Origin of the sequence: Streptomyces hokutonensis (genome assembly GCF_000376565.1) — a bacterium.
Classification (GTDB): domain Bacteria; phylum Actinomycetota; class Actinomycetes; order Streptomycetales; family Streptomycetaceae; genus Streptomyces; species Streptomyces hokutonensis.
Window position 1 is genome coordinate 58371 of sequence record NZ_BARG01000013.1, and the last position, 19367, is coordinate 77737.

Here is a 19367-nt window from a genome sequence, read left to right on the forward strand (position 1 = left end):
GAGCGGGCGGGGAAGTGATCTCCATCCGCCCGGCCCCGGCAGGTCATTCGGCGGGGGCTTCGCCTGAACCGAGGCAGTTGAGGCAAAGGCCGGTTTGCTGGCCGACCGCGCGGTGCTTGCGGCCGACGTGGACCGTGCGGGAGACCTCTCCGGTGCCCTTGCAGACCGGGCACTTCGCGGGCTCCGGGTCGGCGGTGACGGGCTCGGGGGTCTTGCGTGCAGCCACGGCGCTCACCCGTCCTGCGTGGACGCGGCGTCGGCACTCTGCGCGGTGGCCCAGCGGTCCACGGCCGCGAGGTAGCCGGCCACCGTCTGCGCCAGCTTCTCGGCGAACGCCTTGTGCTCGCCGGGCGAGCGGCCCTCGAAGACCGAGATGGTCAGGGCGTAGTCCTCTGCGTCGAGGGCCAGGATGGGCGGGTGGTCGGTGCCGTAGTCGTGGAAGTGGACCCGCGTGGAGGGCTCCGGGTTGAACATCATCGAGGCGGACATCTGCATACCTCCCTGTGTTCGGACATGGCTCGGGTAGGGACCCGGCGCGAGGCGGTCGCGCCGACCGTGGAACGAGGGGTGTTGCTCGGTGCCCGGCTAGGGCTGCACCAGCGGCGCAGCGGCCGGCTTCGGTGGAACGACGACCTGTCCGACCGGCCGGAACGGAGCCAGGAACGGCAGGTCCGGGGTGAGGTGGGCGAACTCGCGGCACACGGCCGCTGTCTCGCCGGGGGTGGTCTCGGGGGTGCGGATGCGGGACCAGCCGCCGGAGGTGTCGCCGGCCACCGCGACACCGGGACGATCCGGGGCGATCGCGGTCACGGCCATCACGGCATCCGGAGCGATGTCGCCGAGCCCCATGTCGGCGGTCTGCTTGTCGTTGACACGGTGCACGACCCGGCCGGTGAGCTGAGCACGCAGCGCGGTCGCACCCTTGCCCAGATCGGAGCCGAAGCGCTGCCCGCACACCTCCAGGTAGACGCCGATCGCGCGGGCCATCTGGCCAAGGCGCACCAGGTTCATGACCGCGTGATCGCGGGCCGCCTCATCCTTCTTCGAGGTCACGAAGAACAGTTCCGCGATCTCGTCCACCAGCACGATCAGCGGCACCGGCCGGACCTCGTCGGGCAGTTCCCACAGGTCCGAGACCCCGTACAGGGCGAGCAGGTCGAAACGCTCTTCCATCTCGCCGACCAGCGCGTCGATCAGGTCGCCGGCCGACTGAGGGTCGGTGACCAGTGCCGACAGGCGCGAGGCGTACCGGCCGAGTTCGACACCGCGCTTGCAGTCGATCCCGATCAGGCCGACCGGCAACTGAGCCAGCCCCTTGATCAGGTTGCGCTGATACATCGATTTCCCGGACTGGTTCGCGCCCAGCGTCAGGGCGTGCGGCACCTTGCGGTAGTCCCGCACGAAGACCGTGCCGTCTTCCCGCAGTGCGACCGGAACGACCAGGTCACGCGGCTGGGCCTTGCGCGGCAGCTTGACCCGGCGCAGCACGTCCCACCCGGTCATCCGCAACTCGACATAGCCGGGCTTGGTCTCCCGCACGATCACCGACCGTACGCCCCACGCGTGGCGCAGACGCTCGGAGGAGGCGGCGAGATCGGCGGGCTCCAGGCCGGCCGGGAGCCGGAGGGTGACCCGCAGACCGGTAGAGGTGCCCCGCACGCGGCGGACCTTCGGTGGCACCGGCCGCACCTCGGCACGGGCCAGGTTCCGCTTCACGAAGGCGCGGAAGCCGGACGGTTGCACCGTCAGCCCGCACACCTCCATCGTGTCCCGGTAGGTCCAGGTGAACCGGCCCCACGTGAGGGGCAGGCCCACCACCGACCAGTACACGCGAGGGGCGCGGTGCTTGGCGTAGCCGAGGCCACCGGCGCCGGCCGCTATGGTCCCGGCCTCCAGCCAGGTCGCCAGGTCCGTCATGGTCAGACCCCCGGCGTCACGGCGACCGCGCGGAACGAGATCCCGTGCCGCTTCTGGCCGTTGAACTCGTTCTCCCAGTCACGCGCCTTGAGACCGATCACCCGCACCGGCGTGCCCGGCATCAGGCCCTCGGGGATGCCCGTCTCGGGAATGGTGACCTGGTAGAGGTTGCCCTCTCCCTCGTCAGAGATCAGCAGACCCACCGTCGACAGGCCCGCACCGGTCTCCCGGTCCATGGCCCGCTCCCCGGTCTGCTTGTTGGCGAGCTTCGGCGTCGGCGCGGTCGCCACGAACACCATGGCGGTCGAAACATCGATCTTGAAGGACGGCATACGTCACTCCTTGCTCGTGGCACGTTCTTGCTGTGCCAACTGGCTTGAGCCACTTACTGGCTTAAGCCAGTTGAGCACACGCCGGCGCCGGGGTCAAGCAGGTGGCTTGAGCCAGTTGCTAGAGTGTGGCCATGACGTCCACCCGCCCGCCGACTCCGCAGCAGCCCAGCCGTCGCATCGCCGATGAACTCCGCCGTCAGATCGAGAGCGGAGACCTTCGCAGCGGCGACAAGCTGCCGTCCGAACGGGCGTTGGCCGAGCAGTACGGTTCGGCCCGCAACACCGCGCGTGAGGCCATCCGTCTCCTTGCCGAGCAGGGACTTGTCACGGCGAAGCACGGAAGCGGCGTCTTCGTGCGTGAGCCGCAGCGGCTGTTCCGGTTCGGGAGTGATCGCTACTCGCTCAAGAACCGGGAAACGGGGCTGACGCCGTTCCGGCTAGAAGCGAAGCGCCAAGGCAAGGTGGCGCGGATCGATGTTCCCTCGATCACCCGAGAGAAGCCGCCGGCCGACGTCGCGGAGCGCTTGAAGGTGTCTGCGGACGAGGAGAGCGTCGTGCACCGCGAGAACCACTACTTCGCCGACGACGAACCGGTGCAGATCGTTTCGACCTTCGTACGGTGGGACGAGGCTCAAGGCACGCTGCTGATGGAGGCCAAGACGGGGAAGGACGGCATCTACGGCCGTCTTGAAGATCTCGGCCATGTCATGACGCGCGTGCGGGACGAGATCAGCGCGAGGATGCCGACGCCCGAAGAGGCCGCCATCCTGAGTCTCCTGCCGGGCGTGCCAGTCCTCGAAGTGCTGCACACCAGCCTCGATCAAGACGGAGTGCCTTTCGAGGTGTCCCGCTACGTGCACCGAGCTGACCAGACCGGATTGCTCTATGAACTGCCCGTCGAGAGCTAGGAGTTGAAGGTGAATCCTGCGGTCGTACGCCCCTTCGGGAGGGACGATCTACCCGGAGCCGCAGCGGCACTGATCAAGGTCCATGAGACCGATGGATACCCGGTCGAAGGAGTCGAGGACCCAGACGCATGGATCAGCTCAGACGATGTCCTTGCGGCATGGGTGGCCGAGATGGACGGGGATGTCGTCGGGCACGTAGCTGTCATGCGCCCGCACGGCGAAGCCGCCGTCGCGCTGTGGATGGAACAGAGCGGTGCCGATGAATCGCACGTCGCCGTTCTAGGCCGGCTATTCGTCGTTCAGGCAGCGCGGAAGCACGCCACGGGCAGGCGGCTGACAGAGGCCGCGATGAGCTACGGCCGTGAACATGATCTCCGCTTGGTGCTCGATGTCATGGCCAAGGACGCTCCCGCGATGCGCCTCTACGAACGGCTCGGATGGCACAAGATCGGCGAGACCACACACCACTTCGGCGATGGCCAGGGCATCCCCGCCGTCTGCTACGTCGCCCCGGGCGCCTGAGCTGTTACAGGTTTCTCTACTTCATCAAGCCCCACCCTTCGGGTGGGGAGGGGGTCCCGCCCGCCACGGCCCGCAGGCTCCAACGAGACCAACAGCCGTCGCGCACCTTGGGATAACAGGACACGACAGCAACCGTAAGGTTCCTCAGCCCCCCCCCACGCTCCACAGGACCCTCAGGGCTTGCGCCTCAACCCCCTTGGGTCGCAGGCCCGCAGCGGCACGGGGAAGCGGCGGGGGCTCTTGGCCCTTCGACCATCCGGTCGCGCTGTCCCTGCTGGCTTTCGACCGTCGCTGCGTTGATCACACACCCCCGGCCCGCACTGCGGGCCGGCGCGCGGCTCGGGACTCGGGCCTTCGCTCCTGCCTTCGGCCCGCGCCGGCCCGGCCCCGGCCCCGCGCCACCTTCGATGCCCCGGGGTGATCACGCTTCACACTCCGATCCCGCCAAGGGCCGATGCGCCGGACCGAGCCTGATTTCCCACCCCGACCCACACCACCAGGCCCGACCTAGGGGAAGACGGCACTACCCACAGTCGCATCGCATGATCAGGCACGGACCAACCGACGCTTTGACTCCACAAGCAGGTGCGCGACGGCTGTTGGTCTCGTTGGAGCCTGCGGGCCGTGGCGGGCAGAACCGTGGGGGCTGGGGAGGTCGCTCCGAGACTTTAAGGTCTGCCGACCTGCGGGGCCCCTCCGAGAGCAAGAAAGGGGGCCGAGTGCCTGCTTCGCACGGTGAGGATCAATGACCCTCTCCATTGGATCAAGTGTAATAGCCCCCTTTCATGCTCTCGCCCCACAGATCACCAGACCTCAAACTCTCTCCCCCGACCCGTGGGCACCTCCACCAAGTAGTTGGTTTCACGTGAAACGCCAATTCGGGTCAACTCCCTTGATTTGAAAGTAAGTTGATGACAGGGCGGCATCCTTGAAGACGTTCCTCCATCCTTCGTACGCGCCCACCGATTCTGCGGGACTTGACAATTGACGATCTGCCATGTCTTCATTTCTGCAGGGCAGGACACGCACCGCCCGACCCGCTGCCTCGCGCCCATGCCGCGAATGGCTACGACGGTCAAGGTCTCCCGGGGCCCGTGCTCACTGAACTCCGCCCAGACACGGCAATGGTCTAGCGGGGAGCATGGGACCCGTGGGAAGGAAAGTGCCGTGCCGAAGAAACAAAGCACTGCTCAGAAGAAGGCTCGCGCCCTGGTCAACTCGACTGACATTCCGTATGTCATGGCGTTGAAGCTGACCGTCCGTGATGCCTCCAGTGCGACGCAGGCACCGGTCGATAAGCCTGTTGACGTCCGAGTCGTGGTTACGTATCCGTACGACGGGATGTCCAAGATGTTGCAGTCCGTGGCGGCCCAGCGCGAGAGCACGCTCAAGACCCTGCGGTCGGTGGGTGCCGAGGACGGGATGTCCAAGATGTTGCAGGCCGTGGCGGCCCAGCGCGAGAGCACGCTCAAGACCCTGCGGTCGGTGGGTGCCGAGGACGGGATGTCCAAGATGTTGCAGGCCGTGGCGGCCCAGCGCGAGAACATGCTCAAGACCCTGCGGTCGGTGGGTGCCGAGGACGGGATGTCCAAGATGTTGCAGGCCGTGGCGGCCCAGCGCGAGAGCACGCTCAAGACCCTGCGGTCGGCGGGTGCCCTTTGGAAACTCCCCTAGGGTCACGGAGTTCGGATCCGCAAGGCGCCAGCAGTACAGCACGGAAGTACAGCAACCGTGGGGACTGCAAGTGACCGTCCCGAACCGCTGCCATCCCTGTGACCAGGTCCAGAAACCTCAGCGACCGACTTGCCTGTAGTTCGCATCGAGGGGGTCTGGGGTTCAAATCCCCACAGGTCCACACAGCAACAAGATCCCGTCCGATCGGAAGATCGGGCGGGATCTTTGCGTTCCCGGCGCGGGCACCTGTCGCCTGAGGGACCGACAGGTGTCCGCGGTCACAGCGGTCACAGCGGTCACAGCGATCACAACGCCTTCGCGAAGCACCTGCTGTCGTCGAAGTGGCGGTAGTAGCCGAACTTCACGCAGGGCTCGTAGCCGCTGGACGTGTAGAGGGCGATGGCCTCGGGCTGCTTGGTGCCCGTCTCCAGGACCATGCGGACGCGGCCGGCGGCGCGGGCGTTCTCCTCCAGGGCGGCCAGCATGCGGCGGGCGAGACCACGGCCGCGCGCCTGCTCGATCACGAACATCCGCTTGAGCTCGGCGTCGCCGTCCTCGTTGCCCTCGCCGTTGGCGTCCTGGGAGCGCCAGCCGCCGGTGGCGACGGGCCTGTCGTCCTCGTCGTAGGCGATCAGGTACACGCCGTTGGGCGGTTCGAAGTCCGTCGGGGAGAGCGGGGTGGAGTCGCCGCCGTCGCCGTAGCGGACGTGGTACTCGGCCTGGACCTCGTCGTTCAGCTTCACGGCGTCGGGGTGGTCGAAGGGAACAGTGCGTAGATTCACGCCGAAAATCGTATCCCTGCCCGAAAGGGGGATCCGGACTCCGTCCGGTGTGCCGGTATCGTGCCGGAGTGCTCACTGTGACCTCAGTAAATGTCAACGGACTGCGGGCCGCCGCGAAGAAGGGCTTCGTGGAGTGGCTCGCCGGGACCTCCGCCGATGTGCTCTGCCTCCAGGAGGTGCGAGCCGAGCCGCAGCAGCTGCCGGAGCACGTCCGCACCCCCGAGGGCTGGCACGTCGTGCACGCGCCGGCCGCCGCCAAGGGCCGCGCGGGCGTCTCCCTCTACACCCGCCGTGAACCCGACCGCGTACAGGTCGGCTTCGGGTCGGCCGAGTTCGACGGCAGCGGCCGCTACGTCGAGGCCGACCTCCCCGGCGTCACGGTCGCGAGCCTCTACCTGCCCTCGGGCGAGGTCGGCACCGAGCGGCAGGACGAGAAGATCCGCTTCATGGACGAGTTCCTCGCCTATCTGAAGGACCTGCGCGAGCGGGCCGCCGCCGACGGCCGCGAGGTCGTCGTCTGCGGCGACTGGAACATCGCCCACCAGCCGGCCGACCTCAAGAACTGGCGCGCCAACCAGAAGAGCTCCGGCTTCCTGCCGGAGGAGCGCGAGTGGCTGAGCCGGGTCCTCGACGCGGCGGACGGGGCGTACGTCGATGTCGTACGGGCGCTGCATCCGGACGTGGAGGGGCCGTACTCGTGGTGGTCGTACCGGGGGCGGGCCTTCGACAACGACAGCGGATGGCGCATCGACTACCACGTGACGACGCCGGGGCTCGCCGCGAAGGCGGTCAAGGGGTACGTCGAGCGGGCGGCCACGCATGACGAGCGGTGGTCGGACCACGCGCCGGTGACGGTGGTCTACGACCTCTGACCGTGTGACGGTCGTCTACGACCTCTGAGGACCAGGACCAGGACCAGAGCCAGGCCCCTGGTCGTGACCGCCTTGCAGTCGCCGGTCCATCGCCATCGACAGTTCCGCCTCCACCACGCTCTTCGCCAGCGGTCGCAGCCGTTGCAGGTCCTCCGGCGTGCCGCCCTGGGCGAGGACCAGGTCGGCGAAGAGTTCGGCGAGGGACTCGGTGTGGGCGCGGACGCGGCGGCCCGCGTCGAGGACGGCGGCGAGGGGGATGCCCTCGCGGACCAGGGCGGCCGTGACGTCGAGGAGGCGGCGGCTGATGTGGACGATCTCGCTGCCGTCGGTGCCGAGGTAGCCGAGTTCGAGCGATGCGGCGAAGTTCTCCGGTGTGGCCTGGTCGCCGAAGTAGTCGGCGAGGGCCTCGGGGGTGAGCCGGACCGGGGTCTCCTCGGTCGGCGCGCCCAGTCCCAGCAGCTCGCCGACGTTGCGCCCGTGGTCGAAGGCCTCGGCGAGTTCCGCGATGCCGTTGAGGGTGTGGCCGCGCTCCAGGAGCGCCGAGATCGTGCGCAGGCGGGCGAGGTGCGTCTCGTCGTACCAGGCGATACGGCCCTCCCGGCGCGGTGGGGGGATGAGTTTGCGCTCGCGGTAGAAGCGCAGGGTGCGCACCGTGATGCCGGCCCGCTCGGCCAGCTCCTCCATGCGGTACTCGCGCTTCTGTTCTGCCTTCTCCGCCACGTCCGCACCCTATGTCGTACCCCAGGTAACTTTCCTGGTACCGCCCCCTACCCATGAGTACGGAGCTGCTCTACAGTCCGATTGCGCCAGTGTTCACTGGCGCGGTTGCACGGTCGTATGGGAGGGCACGGGATGACCGAACGCGAGCATGTGCGGGTGGCGGTGATCGGGTCCGGGTTCGGCGGGCTGGGGGCCGCGGTGCGGCTGCGGCGCGAGGGCGTCACCGACTTCGTCGTCCTGGAGCGCGCCGACAGCGTCGGCGGGACCTGGCGGGACAACAGCTACCCCGGGTGCGCCTGCGACGTACCGTCCCACCTGTACTCGTTCTCCTTCGCGCCGAACCCCGACTGGCCGCGCACCTTCTCCGGGCAGGAGCACATCCGCGGCTACCTGGAGCACGTCACGGACGTCTTCCGGCTCCGCCCCCACCTCCGCTTCAACTCCGAGGTCAAGATGATGACTTGGGACGCGGAGCGGCTGCGCTGGGACATCGAGACCAGCAGCGGTTCCTACTCCGCCGACCTCGTCGTCTCCGCGACCGGACCGCTCTCCGACCCCAAGATCCCGGACATCCCGGGCCTCGACTCCTTCCCCGGCAAGGTCTTCCACTCCGCCCGCTGGGACCACGACTACGACCTGCGCGGCAAGCGCGTCGCCATGGTCGGCACCGGCGCCTCCGCGATCCAGATCGTGCCGTCGATCCAGCCCGAGGTGGAACGCCTCACGCTCTTCCAGCGCACCCCGCCCTGGGTCATGCCCCGCGTCGACCGCGCCATCAGCGGCGCCGAACGCGCCCTGCACCGCGCGCTGCCCTTCACCACCCAGGCCCGCCGCGGACTCCTTTGGGGATTGCGGGAGTTGCAGGTCCAGGCGTTCACCAAGCGGCCCAACGAGCTGGGAATGGTGGAGCAGTTGGCCAAGCGCAACATGGCCCGCTCCATCAAGGACCCGGCCCTGCGCGCCAGACTCACCCCCGACTACCGCATCGGCTGCAAACGCATCCTGCTCTCCAGCGCCTACTATCCGGCCCTCGCCCAGCCCAATGTCGACGTCGTCACCAGCGGGCTGAGCGAGGTGCGCGGCTCGACCGTCGTCGGCGCCGACGGCAGTACGGCCGAGGTCGACGCGATCGTCTTCGGTACGGGCTTCCACGTCACGGACATGCCGATCGCCGACCGGGTCGTCGGCGCGGACGGGCGGACGCTGGCCGAGGCATGGCAGGGCGGAATGCAGGCGCTCCGCGGTGCCTCGGCGGCCGGGTTCCCCAACTGGATGACCATCATCGGGCCCAACACCGGCCTCGGGAACTCCTCCATGATCCTGATGATCGAGTCCCAGCTGAACTATCTCGCCGACTACGTACGGCAGTTGGACGTCCTCGGCGGACGCGTCGCCCTCGACGCCCGGCCCGCCGCCGTGGACGCCTGGAACCGGCGGGTGCAGGAACGCATGAAGCGGACCGTGTGGAACACCGGCGGCTGCACCAGCTGGTACCTCGACGCCAACGGCCGCAACACCACCATCTGGCCCGGCACGACCACCGAGTTCCGCACGGCCACGCGGCGCGTGAACCTCGCGGAGTACGAGGTCGTGCGGGCGCCCGCCGAGAAGAAGACCGAGAAGTCGGAGGTGGTGGACGCATGAGCCGTCTCCTGCACGTCACGTCCGGGCCGTACGCCCCGCCCGTCCCCGTCCGCGAGCTGACCGTCACCTCGGCCGACGGCTCCCGGCTGCATGTCGAGGTGCACGGGCCCGAGGGCGCGCCGGCCGTCGTCCTCGCGCACGGCTGGTGCTGCTCCACGGCCTTCTGGGCCGCGCAGACAAGGGACTTGGCGGTCGACCACCGGGTCGTCGTCTACGACCAGCGCGGGCACGGGCGCAGTCCGGCGGCCCTCACCTACAGCACCGACGCGCTCGCCGACGACCTGGAAGCCGTACTCGAAGCGACTCTCGCCCCCGGTGAGAAGGCCGTGATCGTGGGGCACTCCATGGGCGGGATGACCGTACTGGCGGCGGCCGGGCGGGCCCGGTTCCGGGAGCACGCGGTGGCCGTGCTGCTGTGCAGTACGGGCAGTTCGCGGCTGGTCGACGAGTCGCTCGTGGTGCCGATGCGGGCCGGGCGGACCCGCACCCGGCTGACCCGGAAGGTCCTCGGGACGCGGGCGCCGCTCGGGCCGGTCACGCCCGCCGCGCGCCGGATCCTGAAGTACGCGACGATGGGACCCGGTTCCGCGCCGCACATGGTCGAGGCGTGCGCGCGCATCGTGCACGCGTGTCCGAGGACGGTGCGGCACGCGTGGTCGCAGGTCCTCGACACCCTCGAACTCGACCACGGGGTACGGGAGTTGGCGGTACCCACGGCCGTCGTCGTCGGTACGGCGGACCGGATGACGCCGCCGGTGCACGCGCGGGCGCTGGCCGCCGCGCTGCCCCAGTGCGTCGGCAGCACCGAACTGACGGGGCTCGGACACATGACCCCCGTCGAGGCGCCGGAGCTGGTCAGCGCGAAGATCCGCGAACTGGCCGCCACCTACATCGAGTTGGACCCGAGCGATCAGATCAAGGAGGGCGCATGAGCCGCAAGGTGAGCCTGGAGGGTCAGGTCGCGGTCGTGACCGGGGCCGCGCGGGGTGTCGGCGAACTGCTCGCCCGCAAGCTGTCCGCGCGCGGCGCGAAGGTGGCGCTGGTCGGGCTGGAGCCGGACGCGCTGAAGCAGGTCGCGGAGCGGCTGCACACCGACAGCGCCTCCTGGTACGCGGACGTCACCGACCACGAGGCGATGACGCGGGTCGCCGCCGAGGTCAAGGAGCGGTTCGGGAAGGTCGACATCGTCGTCGCCAACGCCGGTGTCGCCAGCGGCGGGCCCTTCGTCGACTCCGATCCGGTCGCGTGGCGGCGGGTGATCGAGGTCAATCTGATCGGCTCCGCCGTGACCGCGCGGGCGTTCCTGCCGGTGCTGATGGAGAGCCGGGGGTATCTGCTGCAGATCGCCTCGCTGGCCGCGATCACGCCCGCGCCGATGATGACCGCGTACTGCGCGTCCAAGGCCGGCGTCGAGGCGTACGCGCACAGTCTGCGCGCCGAGGTCGGCTACAAGGGTGTGCGGGTCGGCGTCGGATATCTGTCGTGGACCGACACGGACATGGTGCGCGGGGCCGATCAGGACGACGTCATGCGGGAGTTGCGGCAGCGGTTGCCGTGGCCGGCCAACAAGACGTATCCGCTGGGGCCGGCCGTGGACCGGATCGTCGCCGGGATCGAACGGCGGTCGAGCCATGTGTACGGGCAGGGGTGGCTGCGGGGGACGCAGGGCGTGCGCGGGTATCTGCCGGGGATCATCGGGGCGGTGGGGCAGCGGGAGATGCGGCGGTTCGGGGCGCGGTTGGAAGGGATGCGGTCGGGGCTGGTCGGGGCGGGTGGAGCCGCTGATGAGGAGGCTCGCGCTACGGAACGTAGCTGACCGAAATGCGAACTGTGTCCACCCGTGTGAATCTGGTCGAGGCCCGACCAAGGGCCGTTTCCCCCCACTACGGGAGTGAACCCACATGGGTATGAAGGACCAGTTCCAGGACAAGGCCGAAGAGCTCGCGAACAAGGCCAAGGAGAAGGCGGGCCAGGGGCGTGAGCGCGGGGAGCGCGGGGAGCGCGGCGCGCAGCGGGACGAGGTGTCTGAGCGGGGTCAGCAGCGGGATGAGACCTCTGAGCGGATGCAGCGTGAAGAGGACCGGATGGATCAGGACTACGACGTCTAGTCGTTGTCCGATTGCGTGGGGCGCCCTGTTTTTTTGGGGCGTCCCACGTTTCGTTGTCGGGTGCGGGCCCGGTGGGGGCTGGTCGCGCAGTTCCCCGCGCCCCTGGGTGACTCGCCCTGCTGTCTCTTAAGAGCGTGGGGGGAGTTTTGGTCTTGAGCGGTCCGGTACGGCGCTGTAGTCAGGCGGTGTTGCCGCGGGATGGATCGCCAGCAGGTCCAGCGCCAGCTTGATCGCGTCGTCCAACTGGGCGTGTCTGCCCTCTGCCCAGTCCAATGGGGTGCGGAGGATCTCCAAGTCCGGTGTGACGCCGCGGTTTTCCACCGACCAGCCGTAGGCGTCGAACCAGGCCGCGTTCATGGGGACCGTGATCACCGTGCCGTCGCCGAGTTGGTGGCGGCCGGTCATGCCGACCACTCCGCCCCAGGTGCGCTGGCCCACCACCGGGCCGAGTTTCAGGAGCTTGAAGGCTGCCGTGATCATGTCGCCGTCCGAGGACGTTGCCTCGTCCGCCAGCGCGACTACCGGGCCCCTGGGGGCGTTTGAGGCGTACGACACCGGCTGGGCGTTGCGGGTCAGGTCCCAGCCGAGGATCGTGCGGGTCAGTTTCTCTACGACCAACTCGCTGATGTGGCCGCCCGCGTTGCCGCGTACGTCGACGATGAGGGCGGGGCGGGAGACCTCGAGGCGCAGGTCGCGGTTGAACTGGGCCCAGCCGGAGCCGCCCATGTCGGGGATGTGGAGGTAGCCGCAGTGGCCGCCGCTCAACTCCCGTACCACCGCACGGCGTTTGGCCACCCAGTCCTGGTAGCGGAGGGGGCGTTCGTCGATGAGGGGGACGACCGCGACGCGGCGGGATCTGCCTTCGCCCTCCGCGGGAGTGAACGTCAGCTCCACCGTCGTACCGCCCGCGCCCGCCAACAGGGGGTAGGGGCCGGTGAGTTGGTCCACCGGGCGGCCGTCGACGTGGGTCAGGACCGCGCCCTCGCGGATGCCCGTGCCGGCCAGCGGGGAGCGGGCCTTGGAGTCCGAGGACTCGCCGGGGAGGATGCGGGCCACCGTCCAACCGCCCTCCCTGCGGACCAGGTTGGCGCCCAGCAGGCCCTGGCGGCGCTGGTAGTGGGGCGGGCCCTCGTTGCGCCGGGACGGGGTGACGTAGGCGTGCGATGTGCCCAGCTCGCCCAGGACTTCGCGGAGCAGGTCCGCGAAGTCGTCGGGGGTCGCGACGCGTTCCACCAACGGGCGGTACTGGTCCAGGACTCCGTCCCAGTCGATGCCGCACATCTGCGGGTCCCAGTAGTAGGCGCGGATCAGGCGGCCGGCCTCCTCGTAGGACTGGCGCCATTCGGCGGGCGGGTCGACCTCGTGCAGGATGCGGCGCAGGTCGATCCAGACGGTCGAGTCTCCGTCGCCGGACTCCGTGGAGGGGACTGCTCGTAGTTCGTCCTCGTCGACCACCACCAGGCGTGAGCCGTCGCCGCTCACCGCGAACCAGTCGAGGTGGTCCACGAGTTCGGACTTCTTCGCCTTGCTGATGTTGAAGTACTCGAGGGTCGGCCGGCCACTGGTGTCGTCCGGGTTGGCGAAGGTCTCGCCCAGCGCGCCGGAGATCGGCCAGCGCAGCCAGACCAGGCCGCCGCCCGAAACCGGGTACAGCGCCGAGTACTTGGAGGCCGAGACCGGGAACGGGGTGACCCTGCTTTCCAGGCCCTCCACCTCCACCGTCACCGCGCCGTCCGCGCCCTCGTCGTCCTCCGCCGCGTCGAGGCCACCGGCGGCCGGGCGGCCCTCCGGGGTCAGGGCGAAGGGGGAGGGGGTGGCCGAGGAGAGGGGGACCAGGTAGGGGCGACAGCCCAGCGGGAACGACAGGTCGCCGGTGTGGACGTCGTAGACCGGGTCGAAGCCGCGCCAGGAGAGGAAGGCGAGGTAGCGGCCGTCCCTGGTGAAGACCGGATTCTCGTCCTCGAAGCGGCCGTTGGTGACGTCGACGATCAGGCGGTCCTTTATGCGGGCCATCTTGATCTGGCGCAGCGAGCGGCCGATGCCCGGGTGGGACCAGGTCAGCCAGCTGCCGTCGGGGGAGAAGGCGAGGTCCCGTACCGGGCCGTTGAGCGAGCAGATGAGTTCCGTGACCTCGCCGTTGGAGTCCTCCGTGGCGTCGAGGAGGAGCAGTCGGCCGTCGTGTGCGGCGATCGCGAGGCGTTCGCCCGCCGGGTCCGAGACCAGCTCCAGTACGCGGCCCACCTCGCCGGAGGCGAGCCGGCGGGGGGCGCGGTCGCCGGTGGCGCGGGGGAGGTAGGCGATCTCGATCGCGTCCTCGCCGTCCGCGTCGGTGACGTAGGCGACCTGTCCGCCCGAGCCGAGCATCTCGGGGAGCCGGACCCGTACGCCCGGGGTGTCGGTGATGGTGCGGGCGGGGCCGTCGCGGTGCGTCAGCCAGTACAGACTTCCCCGTACGACTACGGCGCTCGCCCGGCCCGTCTCGTCGACCGAGATGCCGTCGACGTGCTGGGCGGCGGGGACCTGGTACGTACGGCGGCCGGGGCGCGGGCCGCTGAGGCGGACGTCGAGCTTGCGCGGGAGTGAGGTGGCGGACAGGTCGTCGACGATCCACAGGTCGCCGGCGCACTGGTAGACGACCCGGGTGCCGTCGCTGGCCGCGTGCCGGGCGTAGAAGGCGTCGTGGTCGGTGTGGCGGCGGAGGTCGGAGCCGTCGTAGGAGCAGGAGTAGAGGTTGCCGATGCCCTCGTGGTCGGAGAGGAAGGCGATGCGGCCGTCGACGAACATCGGGGAGTGGAGGTGGCCTTCGAGGTCGGCGAGGAGGCGGCGGCCGTGCAGCCAGAGGCGGCCCATGGCGCCGCCGCGGTAGCGCTTCCAGGCGGCCGGTTCGTGGGGTGGGGTGCCGGTGAGGAGGAGGGTCTGGCGTTCGCCGCCGATGTCGGCGAGCTGGATGTCGGAGACCGGGCCCCAGGGGAGGCGGCCGCCGGGGTCGCCGTCGGTGGGGACCTTGTGGGCCCAGGTGAAGTAGGAGAACGGTTCGCCGTGGGAGGCCACCGCCAGGATGTCGCCCTCGGGTGTCCAGCCGCAGACCTGGGTGTCGGCGCTGCCCCAGTAGGTGAGTCTGCGGCCGGGGCCGCCGTCGACCGGGACGAGGTGGATCTCCGGGACCAGGCTCCGCCAGGTCGTGTACGCGAGGTGGCGGCCGTCGGGGGAGAAACGGGGGTGGCCGACCTTGGTGCGGTCGACGGTGAGGCGCCAGGCGCGGCCCCCGCCGTCGAGCGGGGCCAGCCAGAGGTCGTCCTCGGCCACGAAGCTCAGGAGGTCTCCGTTGAGGTGCGGCAGGCGCAGATAGCTCACGTCCCTATGCTTTTCCGCGGGACGGACCGGAGCAACTTGTGAAATAGCGCGGCGGGTGACTCAGCACACGTACGAAACGGTTTCGTTTCGTAGAGAGGTGCGCTACATTCGTCATGTACGAAACCGTGTCGTTCGGAGCTGGAAGGTGAGTCGCATGACTGAAGTCGCAACGGCGCGTCGCAGTCGCATCACACCCGAGCGCGAGGCCGAGCTCTATGCGGCCGTGCTCGACCTGCTCCGTGAAGTCGGCTACGACGCCCTCACCATGGACGCCGTCGCCGCCCGCACCCGCTCCAGCAAGGCGACCCTCTACCGCCAGTGGGGCGGCAAGGCCGAGCTGGTGGCCAAAGCGGTGCGGCACAACAAGCCGGGCCGGCCCACCGACGTCGACACCGGAACACTCCGGGGCGACATGCACGCCATGGTGGCCCGCGAGGACGACTGCCGGATCGAGCAGAACTCCGCGCTGATGCGGGGTCTGGCCATGGCGACGCACAACAACCCGGACCTGCTGCAGGCGTTCCGGGAACTGCTCATCGAACCGGAGATGGAAGAGTTCCGCGTCGTCATGCAGCGCGCCGTCGACCGGGGCGAGGTCCGCGCGGACTGCCCCGCGCTGGAGTTCGTGGTGCACATGATGATCGGCGCCTTCGCCACCCGCACGGTGATCGAGAACCTGCCGCCGACCAAGGCCTATCTGACCTCGTACATCGACGCCGTGGTGCTCCCCGCACTGGGCGCATCCACCACCTGAAAGACCCACAGCACGCCCACCTGACGTAACCGCTCACGTCGTCGGGCCGATCAGCCGTGTCCCCAACCGGCCGGTCACACCTGCCCCGAAGAACCCCACGACCTGACCGGGAGTACGCCCTCGTGGCCACGTTCCTCTACAAAGTCGGCCGTCTCGCCTTCAGGCGACGCCACTTCGTCGCCCTCATCTGGATCGCCCTGCTGACCCTCGCGGGAGTCGGCGCGGCCAGCGCGCCCGCCGCGGGCTCCACCTCCTTCTCCATACCCGGGACCGAGGCCCAGAAGGCCTTCGACCTCCTCGACCAGCGCTTCCCCGGCTCCAGTTCGAACGGCGCCACCGCGCGCGTCGTCTTCAAGGCGCCGAGCGGCGAGAAGATGACCGACGCCGCCAACAAGGCGACCGTAGAGAAGACGGTGAAGGACCTGGCCGACGGTTCCGAGGTCGTCTCCGTCAGCGACCCGTTCACCACGAACGCCGTCAGCAAGGACGGGACGGTCGCCTACACCTCGGTGAAGTACGACGTCGCCGGCATGGAACTCAAGGACGCCAGCAAGAACGCCCTGGAGGACACCGCGGCCCAGGCCCGGGCCACCGGACTGACCGTCGATGTCGGCGGTGACGCGCTCCAGGCCGCCGCGGAGATGGGCATCGGCGAGATCATCGGTATCGCCCTGGCCGCCGTCATCCTCCTCATCACCCTCGGCTCACTCGTCTCGGCCGGCCTGCCGCTGCTGACGGCGATCATCGGGGTCGGCATCGGTGTCTCGACGATCACCGCCCTCGCCAAGACCCTGGACCTGGGCTCGACGACGTCGACGCTGGCGCTGATGATCGGCCTCGCCGTCGGCATCGACTACGCGCTGTTCATCGTCTCCCGCTACCGCGCCGAACTGGCCGAGGGCCGCGAACGCGAGGAGGCGGCCGGCCGGGCCGTGGGCACGGCAGGCTCGGCGGTCGTCTTCGCGGGCCTCACCGTGGTCATCGCCCTGGCCGGTCTCGCAGTCGTCAACGTGCCCATGCTCACCAAGATGGGCGTCGCGGCGGCCGGCACGGTCGTGGTCGCGGTGCTCATCGCCCTGACCATGATCCCGGCGCTGCTCGGCTACGCGGGCCGCAGGATCAGGCCCACCGGCGAGAAGGCCAAGTGGCTGGGCGGCGGCAGCGCCAAGGAGGCCGCCAAGGCGGCCAGGCCCAACATGGGCACCCGCTGGGCGAGCTTCGTCGTACGGCGTCCCGCGGCCGTCCTGATCCTCGGCGTGCTCGGCCTCGGCGCGATCGCGCTGCCGGCCAGCCAGCTCCAACTGGGCCTGCCCGACGACAGTTCACAGCCGACGTCCACCACCCAGCGACGGGCCTACGACCTCCTCGCCGAGGGCTTCGGTCCCGGCTTCAACGGCCCGCTGATGATCGTCGTGGACGCCAAGAACAGCGACGCACCCAAGGCCGCCGTCACCACGGTGACCGACAAGATCAAGACCCTCGACGACGTGGTCTCGGTGAGCCCGGCCATGTTCAACAAGGCCGGTAACACCGCGACGATCACCGTCGTGCCCGACTCCAAGCCGTCGTCGGTCACCACCGAGGACCTGGTGCACTCCATCCGGGGCGAGGGCGCCGGCATCAAGGCCGACACGGACGCGCAGGTCCTGGTCACCGGCACCACGGCGATGAACATCGACTTCTCCCAGAAGCTCAACGACGCCCTGATCCCGTACCTGGCCCTGGTGGTGGGCCTGGCGTTCCTGCTGTTGATCGTGGTCTTCCGCTCGATCCTGGTCCCGCTGAAGGCGGCCCTCGGCTTCCTGCTCAGCGTGCTCGCCTCGCTCGGCGCGGTCGTCGCCGTCTTCCAGTGGGGCTGGCTGGCGGGCCTGATCGGCGTCGAGGAGACCGGCCCGGTCATGTCGATGATGCCGATCTTCCTGGTGGGCGTGGTCTTCGGCCTGGCGATGGACTACGAGGTGTTCCTCGTGACCCGGATGCGCGAGGCGTACGTCCATGGCGAGAAGCCCAGCCAGGCCGTCGTCACCGGGTTCAAGCACGGCGCCCGGGTCGTCACGGCCGCGGCGGTCATCATGATGGCGGTCTTCGCGGGCTTCATCACCTCCAGCGAGGCCATGGTCAAGATGATCGGCTTCGGCCTGGCGGTGGCCGTCCTCTTCGACGCGTTCGTGGTCCGCATGGCGATCGTCCCCGCGGTACTGGCCCTGCTCGGCAAGCGGGCCTGGTGGCTGCCGAAGTGGCTGGACAGGGCACTGCCCAACGTCGACGTCGAGGGCGAGGGCCTGCGCGCCCTCGACGCCAAGGACTCGGATCCCGACGAGGACCGGGAGTTGGTCCGGGCCTGAGGCGGCTGCCGCGAGGCACTGAGGCCCTGGACAACTGATCTGCCGCGCCACCGAGTTCGGGTGGCGCGGCAGATCGCGTCGGTGACAGGGTTACGGCCGTGACAGCGCTGGACGATCTGGTACGGCTGCTCGGCCCGTCGACCGTGGCACGGACGCTGTCGGCCGACGACTGGACCGAGACCGAGGCGTACGTCGCCTCGCCGCTGCCCACCGACTTCAAGGCGTTCCTCGACACCTACGGCACGGGCGTGATCTGCGACGAGCTGGTGATCTTCCACCCCCGCGGCGACAGCCCCCTCCTCGCTCGGATGCGCCAGGTCCACGAGAGGCGCGCCGCGGCCCGGCGCCGCGTTCCGGACCTGCACACCTTCCCCGTCCACCCGGAACCCGGCGGCCTGATCTCCTGGGGCTACGACCACTCCGGCAACGAGCACTTCTTCTGGCCCTGCGACCCGGACCCCGACCGGTGGAAGGTCGTCACCGACAGCCACGGCCTGGAACTGGAGGTCTTCGAGGGGCCGTTCACCGCGTTCGTCCTCGACTTCGTCGAGCGACTGCGGGAGGTGGACGACGACGAGCCCGATACGGACGAGTTCGACCCGGACGGGTTTGATCCGGATGAACCGGAATCCGTGGAACCGAGCTTCAGACCGATCTGAACCGGGTCGATGTCAGTGGGCCGGACTAGCGTGTTGAACATGACCACACTCGCAGAACGGCCCCACACCGCACTCCTGCTGATCGACGTCCAGGTCGCCGTCGTGGCCGACGCGTACGAGCGTGACGCGGTCGTCGCCAACATCGCCGCGCTCGCCGACCGGGCACGCGAGGAAGACGTCCCGGTCATCTGGGTCCAGCACTCCGACGAGAACACTCCGAAGGGCAGCGAGGGCTGGCAGTACGTCCCCGAACTGACTCTCCGCGACCAGGAACCCCTGATCCACAAGACCTACCCGGACTCCTTCGACGACACCAACCTGGAGGAGGTGCTGGCCGCCGCCCAGGTCGGACGCCTCGTCGTGGCGGGCGCATCCACCGACCAGTGCATCCGCTCCACACTCCACAGCGCGTTCACCCGCGGCTACGACGTGACACTCGTCGGCGACGCCCACACCACGACCGACCTCAGCCAGTGGGGTGCGCCGCCGCCGGAGCAGGTCATCGCCCACACGAACCTCTACTGGAAGTACCACACCGGCCCCGGCCGCACGGCGGGAGTCGACACGACGAAGGACGTCACCCTCACAACCTGACCTCGGTCCACACCGTCTTGCGCGGACGCTCGCCCTCGGCCACGTATCCGCAACTCCAAGAACAAGCTGGGTGCACAGCTGGCCCTCTCCACTCCTGGTTGGGGCGAGTTCGTCACGTACGTTGTGAAGTCGCCGTTGGGCCACTCGCTTCTTTGGCAGTGTCGGGCTTCCGCGGACCGAGT

19 protein-coding genes are annotated in these 19367 nt (G+C 69.2%); 12 read left to right on the top strand and 7 right to left on the bottom strand.

What is annotated here, in order from left to right; genetic code table 11:
• Positions 1-43: 43 nt before the first annotated feature.
• The 4 genes from SSP08S_RS05445 to SSP08S_RS05460 form a co-directional block, all read right to left on the bottom strand.
• Positions 44-235 carry a hypothetical protein gene (locus SSP08S_RS05445; RefSeq protein WP_019066559.1) on the bottom strand — a complete coding sequence of 64 codons (192 nt, stop codon included), beginning with the start codon at positions 233-235 and terminating at the stop codon, positions 44-46.
• Positions 232-489 (bottom strand): hypothetical protein, encoded by a 258-nt coding sequence (locus SSP08S_RS05450; RefSeq protein WP_026178198.1) that lies wholly within the window; start codon positions 487-489, stop codon positions 232-234. Before SSP08S_RS05450 ends, SSP08S_RS05445 begins: the two co-directional genes overlap by 4 nt.
• 96 nt (positions 490-585) lie before the next feature.
• Positions 586-1917 carry an FtsK/SpoIIIE domain-containing protein gene (locus tag SSP08S_RS05455; protein WP_019066561.1) on the bottom strand — a complete coding sequence of 444 codons (1332 nt, stop codon included), beginning with the start codon at positions 1915-1917 and terminating at the stop codon, positions 586-588.
• A gap of 2 nt (positions 1918-1919) precedes the next feature.
• Positions 1920-2249: an SCO3933 family regulatory protein gene (locus tag SSP08S_RS05460; protein ID WP_019066562.1), complete on the bottom strand. Its 330-nt coding sequence runs from the start codon at positions 2247-2249 to the stop codon at positions 1920-1922.
• Between the two features lie 131 nt (positions 2250-2380).
• On the opposite strand from SSP08S_RS05460, the gene SSP08S_RS05465 reads away from it, so the two are divergent.
• The 3 genes from SSP08S_RS05465 to SSP08S_RS05480 all read left to right on the top strand — a co-directional run bounded on the left by SSP08S_RS05465 (position 2381) and on the right by SSP08S_RS05480 (position 5353).
• Positions 2381-3157 (top strand): GntR family transcriptional regulator, encoded by a 777-nt coding sequence (locus SSP08S_RS05465; protein WP_019066563.1) that lies wholly within the window; start codon positions 2381-2383, stop codon positions 3155-3157.
• Positions 3158-3166: 9 nt separating this feature from the next.
• Positions 3167-3679 (top strand): GNAT family N-acetyltransferase, encoded by a 513-nt coding sequence (locus tag SSP08S_RS54830; protein WP_078532347.1) that lies wholly within the window; start codon positions 3167-3169, stop codon positions 3677-3679.
• Positions 3680-4846: 1167 nt separating this feature from the next.
• On the top strand, positions 4847-5353 hold the full coding sequence (locus tag SSP08S_RS05480) for a hypothetical protein (RefSeq protein WP_019066566.1): 507 nt from the start codon (positions 4847-4849) through the stop codon (positions 5351-5353).
• Positions 5354-5658: 305 nt separating this feature from the next.
• Here SSP08S_RS05480 and SSP08S_RS05485 read toward each other — a convergent pair whose 3' ends face one another.
• Entirely contained in the window at positions 5659-6135 is a 477-nt protein-coding gene (locus SSP08S_RS05485) for a GNAT family N-acetyltransferase (RefSeq protein WP_019066567.1), read from the bottom strand.
• Positions 6136-6203: 68 nt separating this feature from the next.
• Between SSP08S_RS05485 and SSP08S_RS05490 the strand changes: the two genes are divergently transcribed.
• Positions 6204-7007 (top strand): exodeoxyribonuclease III, encoded by an 804-nt coding sequence (locus SSP08S_RS05490; RefSeq protein WP_026178199.1) that lies wholly within the window; start codon positions 6204-6206, stop codon positions 7005-7007.
• Positions 7008-7022: 15 nt separating this feature from the next.
• Here SSP08S_RS05490 and SSP08S_RS05495 read toward each other — a convergent pair whose 3' ends face one another.
• A complete protein-coding gene (locus tag SSP08S_RS05495) occupies positions 7023-7727 on the bottom strand; it encodes a MerR family transcriptional regulator (protein ID WP_019066569.1) in 705 nt (234 codons plus the stop codon).
• 132 nt (positions 7728-7859) lie between these two features.
• Here SSP08S_RS05495 and SSP08S_RS05500 point away from each other — a divergent pair, with 132 nt between their 5' ends.
• The 4 genes from SSP08S_RS05500 to SSP08S_RS05515 all read left to right on the top strand — a co-directional run bounded on the left by SSP08S_RS05500 (position 7860) and on the right by SSP08S_RS05515 (position 11479).
• On the top strand, positions 7860-9371 hold the full coding sequence (locus SSP08S_RS05500; RefSeq protein ID WP_019066570.1) for a flavin-containing monooxygenase: 1512 nt from the start codon (positions 7860-7862) through the stop codon (positions 9369-9371).
• Positions 9368-10303: an alpha/beta fold hydrolase gene (locus tag SSP08S_RS05505; RefSeq protein ID WP_019066571.1), complete on the top strand. Its 936-nt coding sequence runs from the start codon at positions 9368-9370 to the stop codon at positions 10301-10303. The genes SSP08S_RS05500 and SSP08S_RS05505 overlap by 4 nt, the downstream gene beginning before the upstream one ends.
• The gene (locus SSP08S_RS05510) at positions 10300-11187 is read left to right on the top strand and encodes an SDR family oxidoreductase (protein WP_019066572.1); all 888 of its coding nucleotides are present in this window, start codon (positions 10300-10302) and stop codon (positions 11185-11187) included. Before SSP08S_RS05505 ends, SSP08S_RS05510 begins: the two co-directional genes overlap by 4 nt.
• A gap of 91 nt (positions 11188-11278) precedes the next feature.
• The gene (locus tag SSP08S_RS05515; protein WP_369407083.1) at positions 11279-11479 is read left to right on the top strand and encodes a hypothetical protein; all 201 of its coding nucleotides are present in this window, start codon (positions 11279-11281) and stop codon (positions 11477-11479) included.
• Between the two features lie 126 nt (positions 11480-11605).
• Here SSP08S_RS05515 and SSP08S_RS05520 read toward each other — a convergent pair whose 3' ends face one another.
• Positions 11606-14833: a S41 family peptidase gene (locus SSP08S_RS05520; protein WP_019066574.1), complete on the bottom strand. Its 3228-nt coding sequence runs from the start codon at positions 14831-14833 to the stop codon at positions 11606-11608.
• A 154-nt stretch (positions 14834-14987) separates the two neighbouring features.
• Between SSP08S_RS05520 and SSP08S_RS05525 the strand changes: the two genes are divergently transcribed.
• From SSP08S_RS05525 to SSP08S_RS05540, 4 genes are all read left to right on the top strand, one after another.
• Positions 14988-15587 carry a TetR/AcrR family transcriptional regulator gene (locus tag SSP08S_RS05525; RefSeq protein ID WP_019066575.1) on the top strand — a complete coding sequence of 200 codons (600 nt, stop codon included), beginning with the start codon at positions 14988-14990 and terminating at the stop codon, positions 15585-15587.
• Between the two features lie 122 nt (positions 15588-15709).
• Positions 15710-17932, top strand: coding sequence for an MMPL family transporter (locus SSP08S_RS05530; protein WP_019066576.1), 2223 nt, complete (start codon positions 15710-15712; stop codon positions 17930-17932).
• Between the two features lie 98 nt (positions 17933-18030).
• A complete protein-coding gene (locus tag SSP08S_RS05535; RefSeq protein WP_019066577.1) occupies positions 18031-18591 on the top strand; it encodes a hypothetical protein in 561 nt (186 codons plus the stop codon).
• Positions 18592-18630: 39 nt separating this feature from the next.
• Positions 18631-19185, top strand: a complete 555-nt coding sequence (locus SSP08S_RS05540) for a cysteine hydrolase family protein (RefSeq protein ID WP_026178200.1) — start codon at positions 18631-18633, stop codon at positions 19183-19185.
• Positions 19186-19367: the final 182 nt, after the last annotated feature.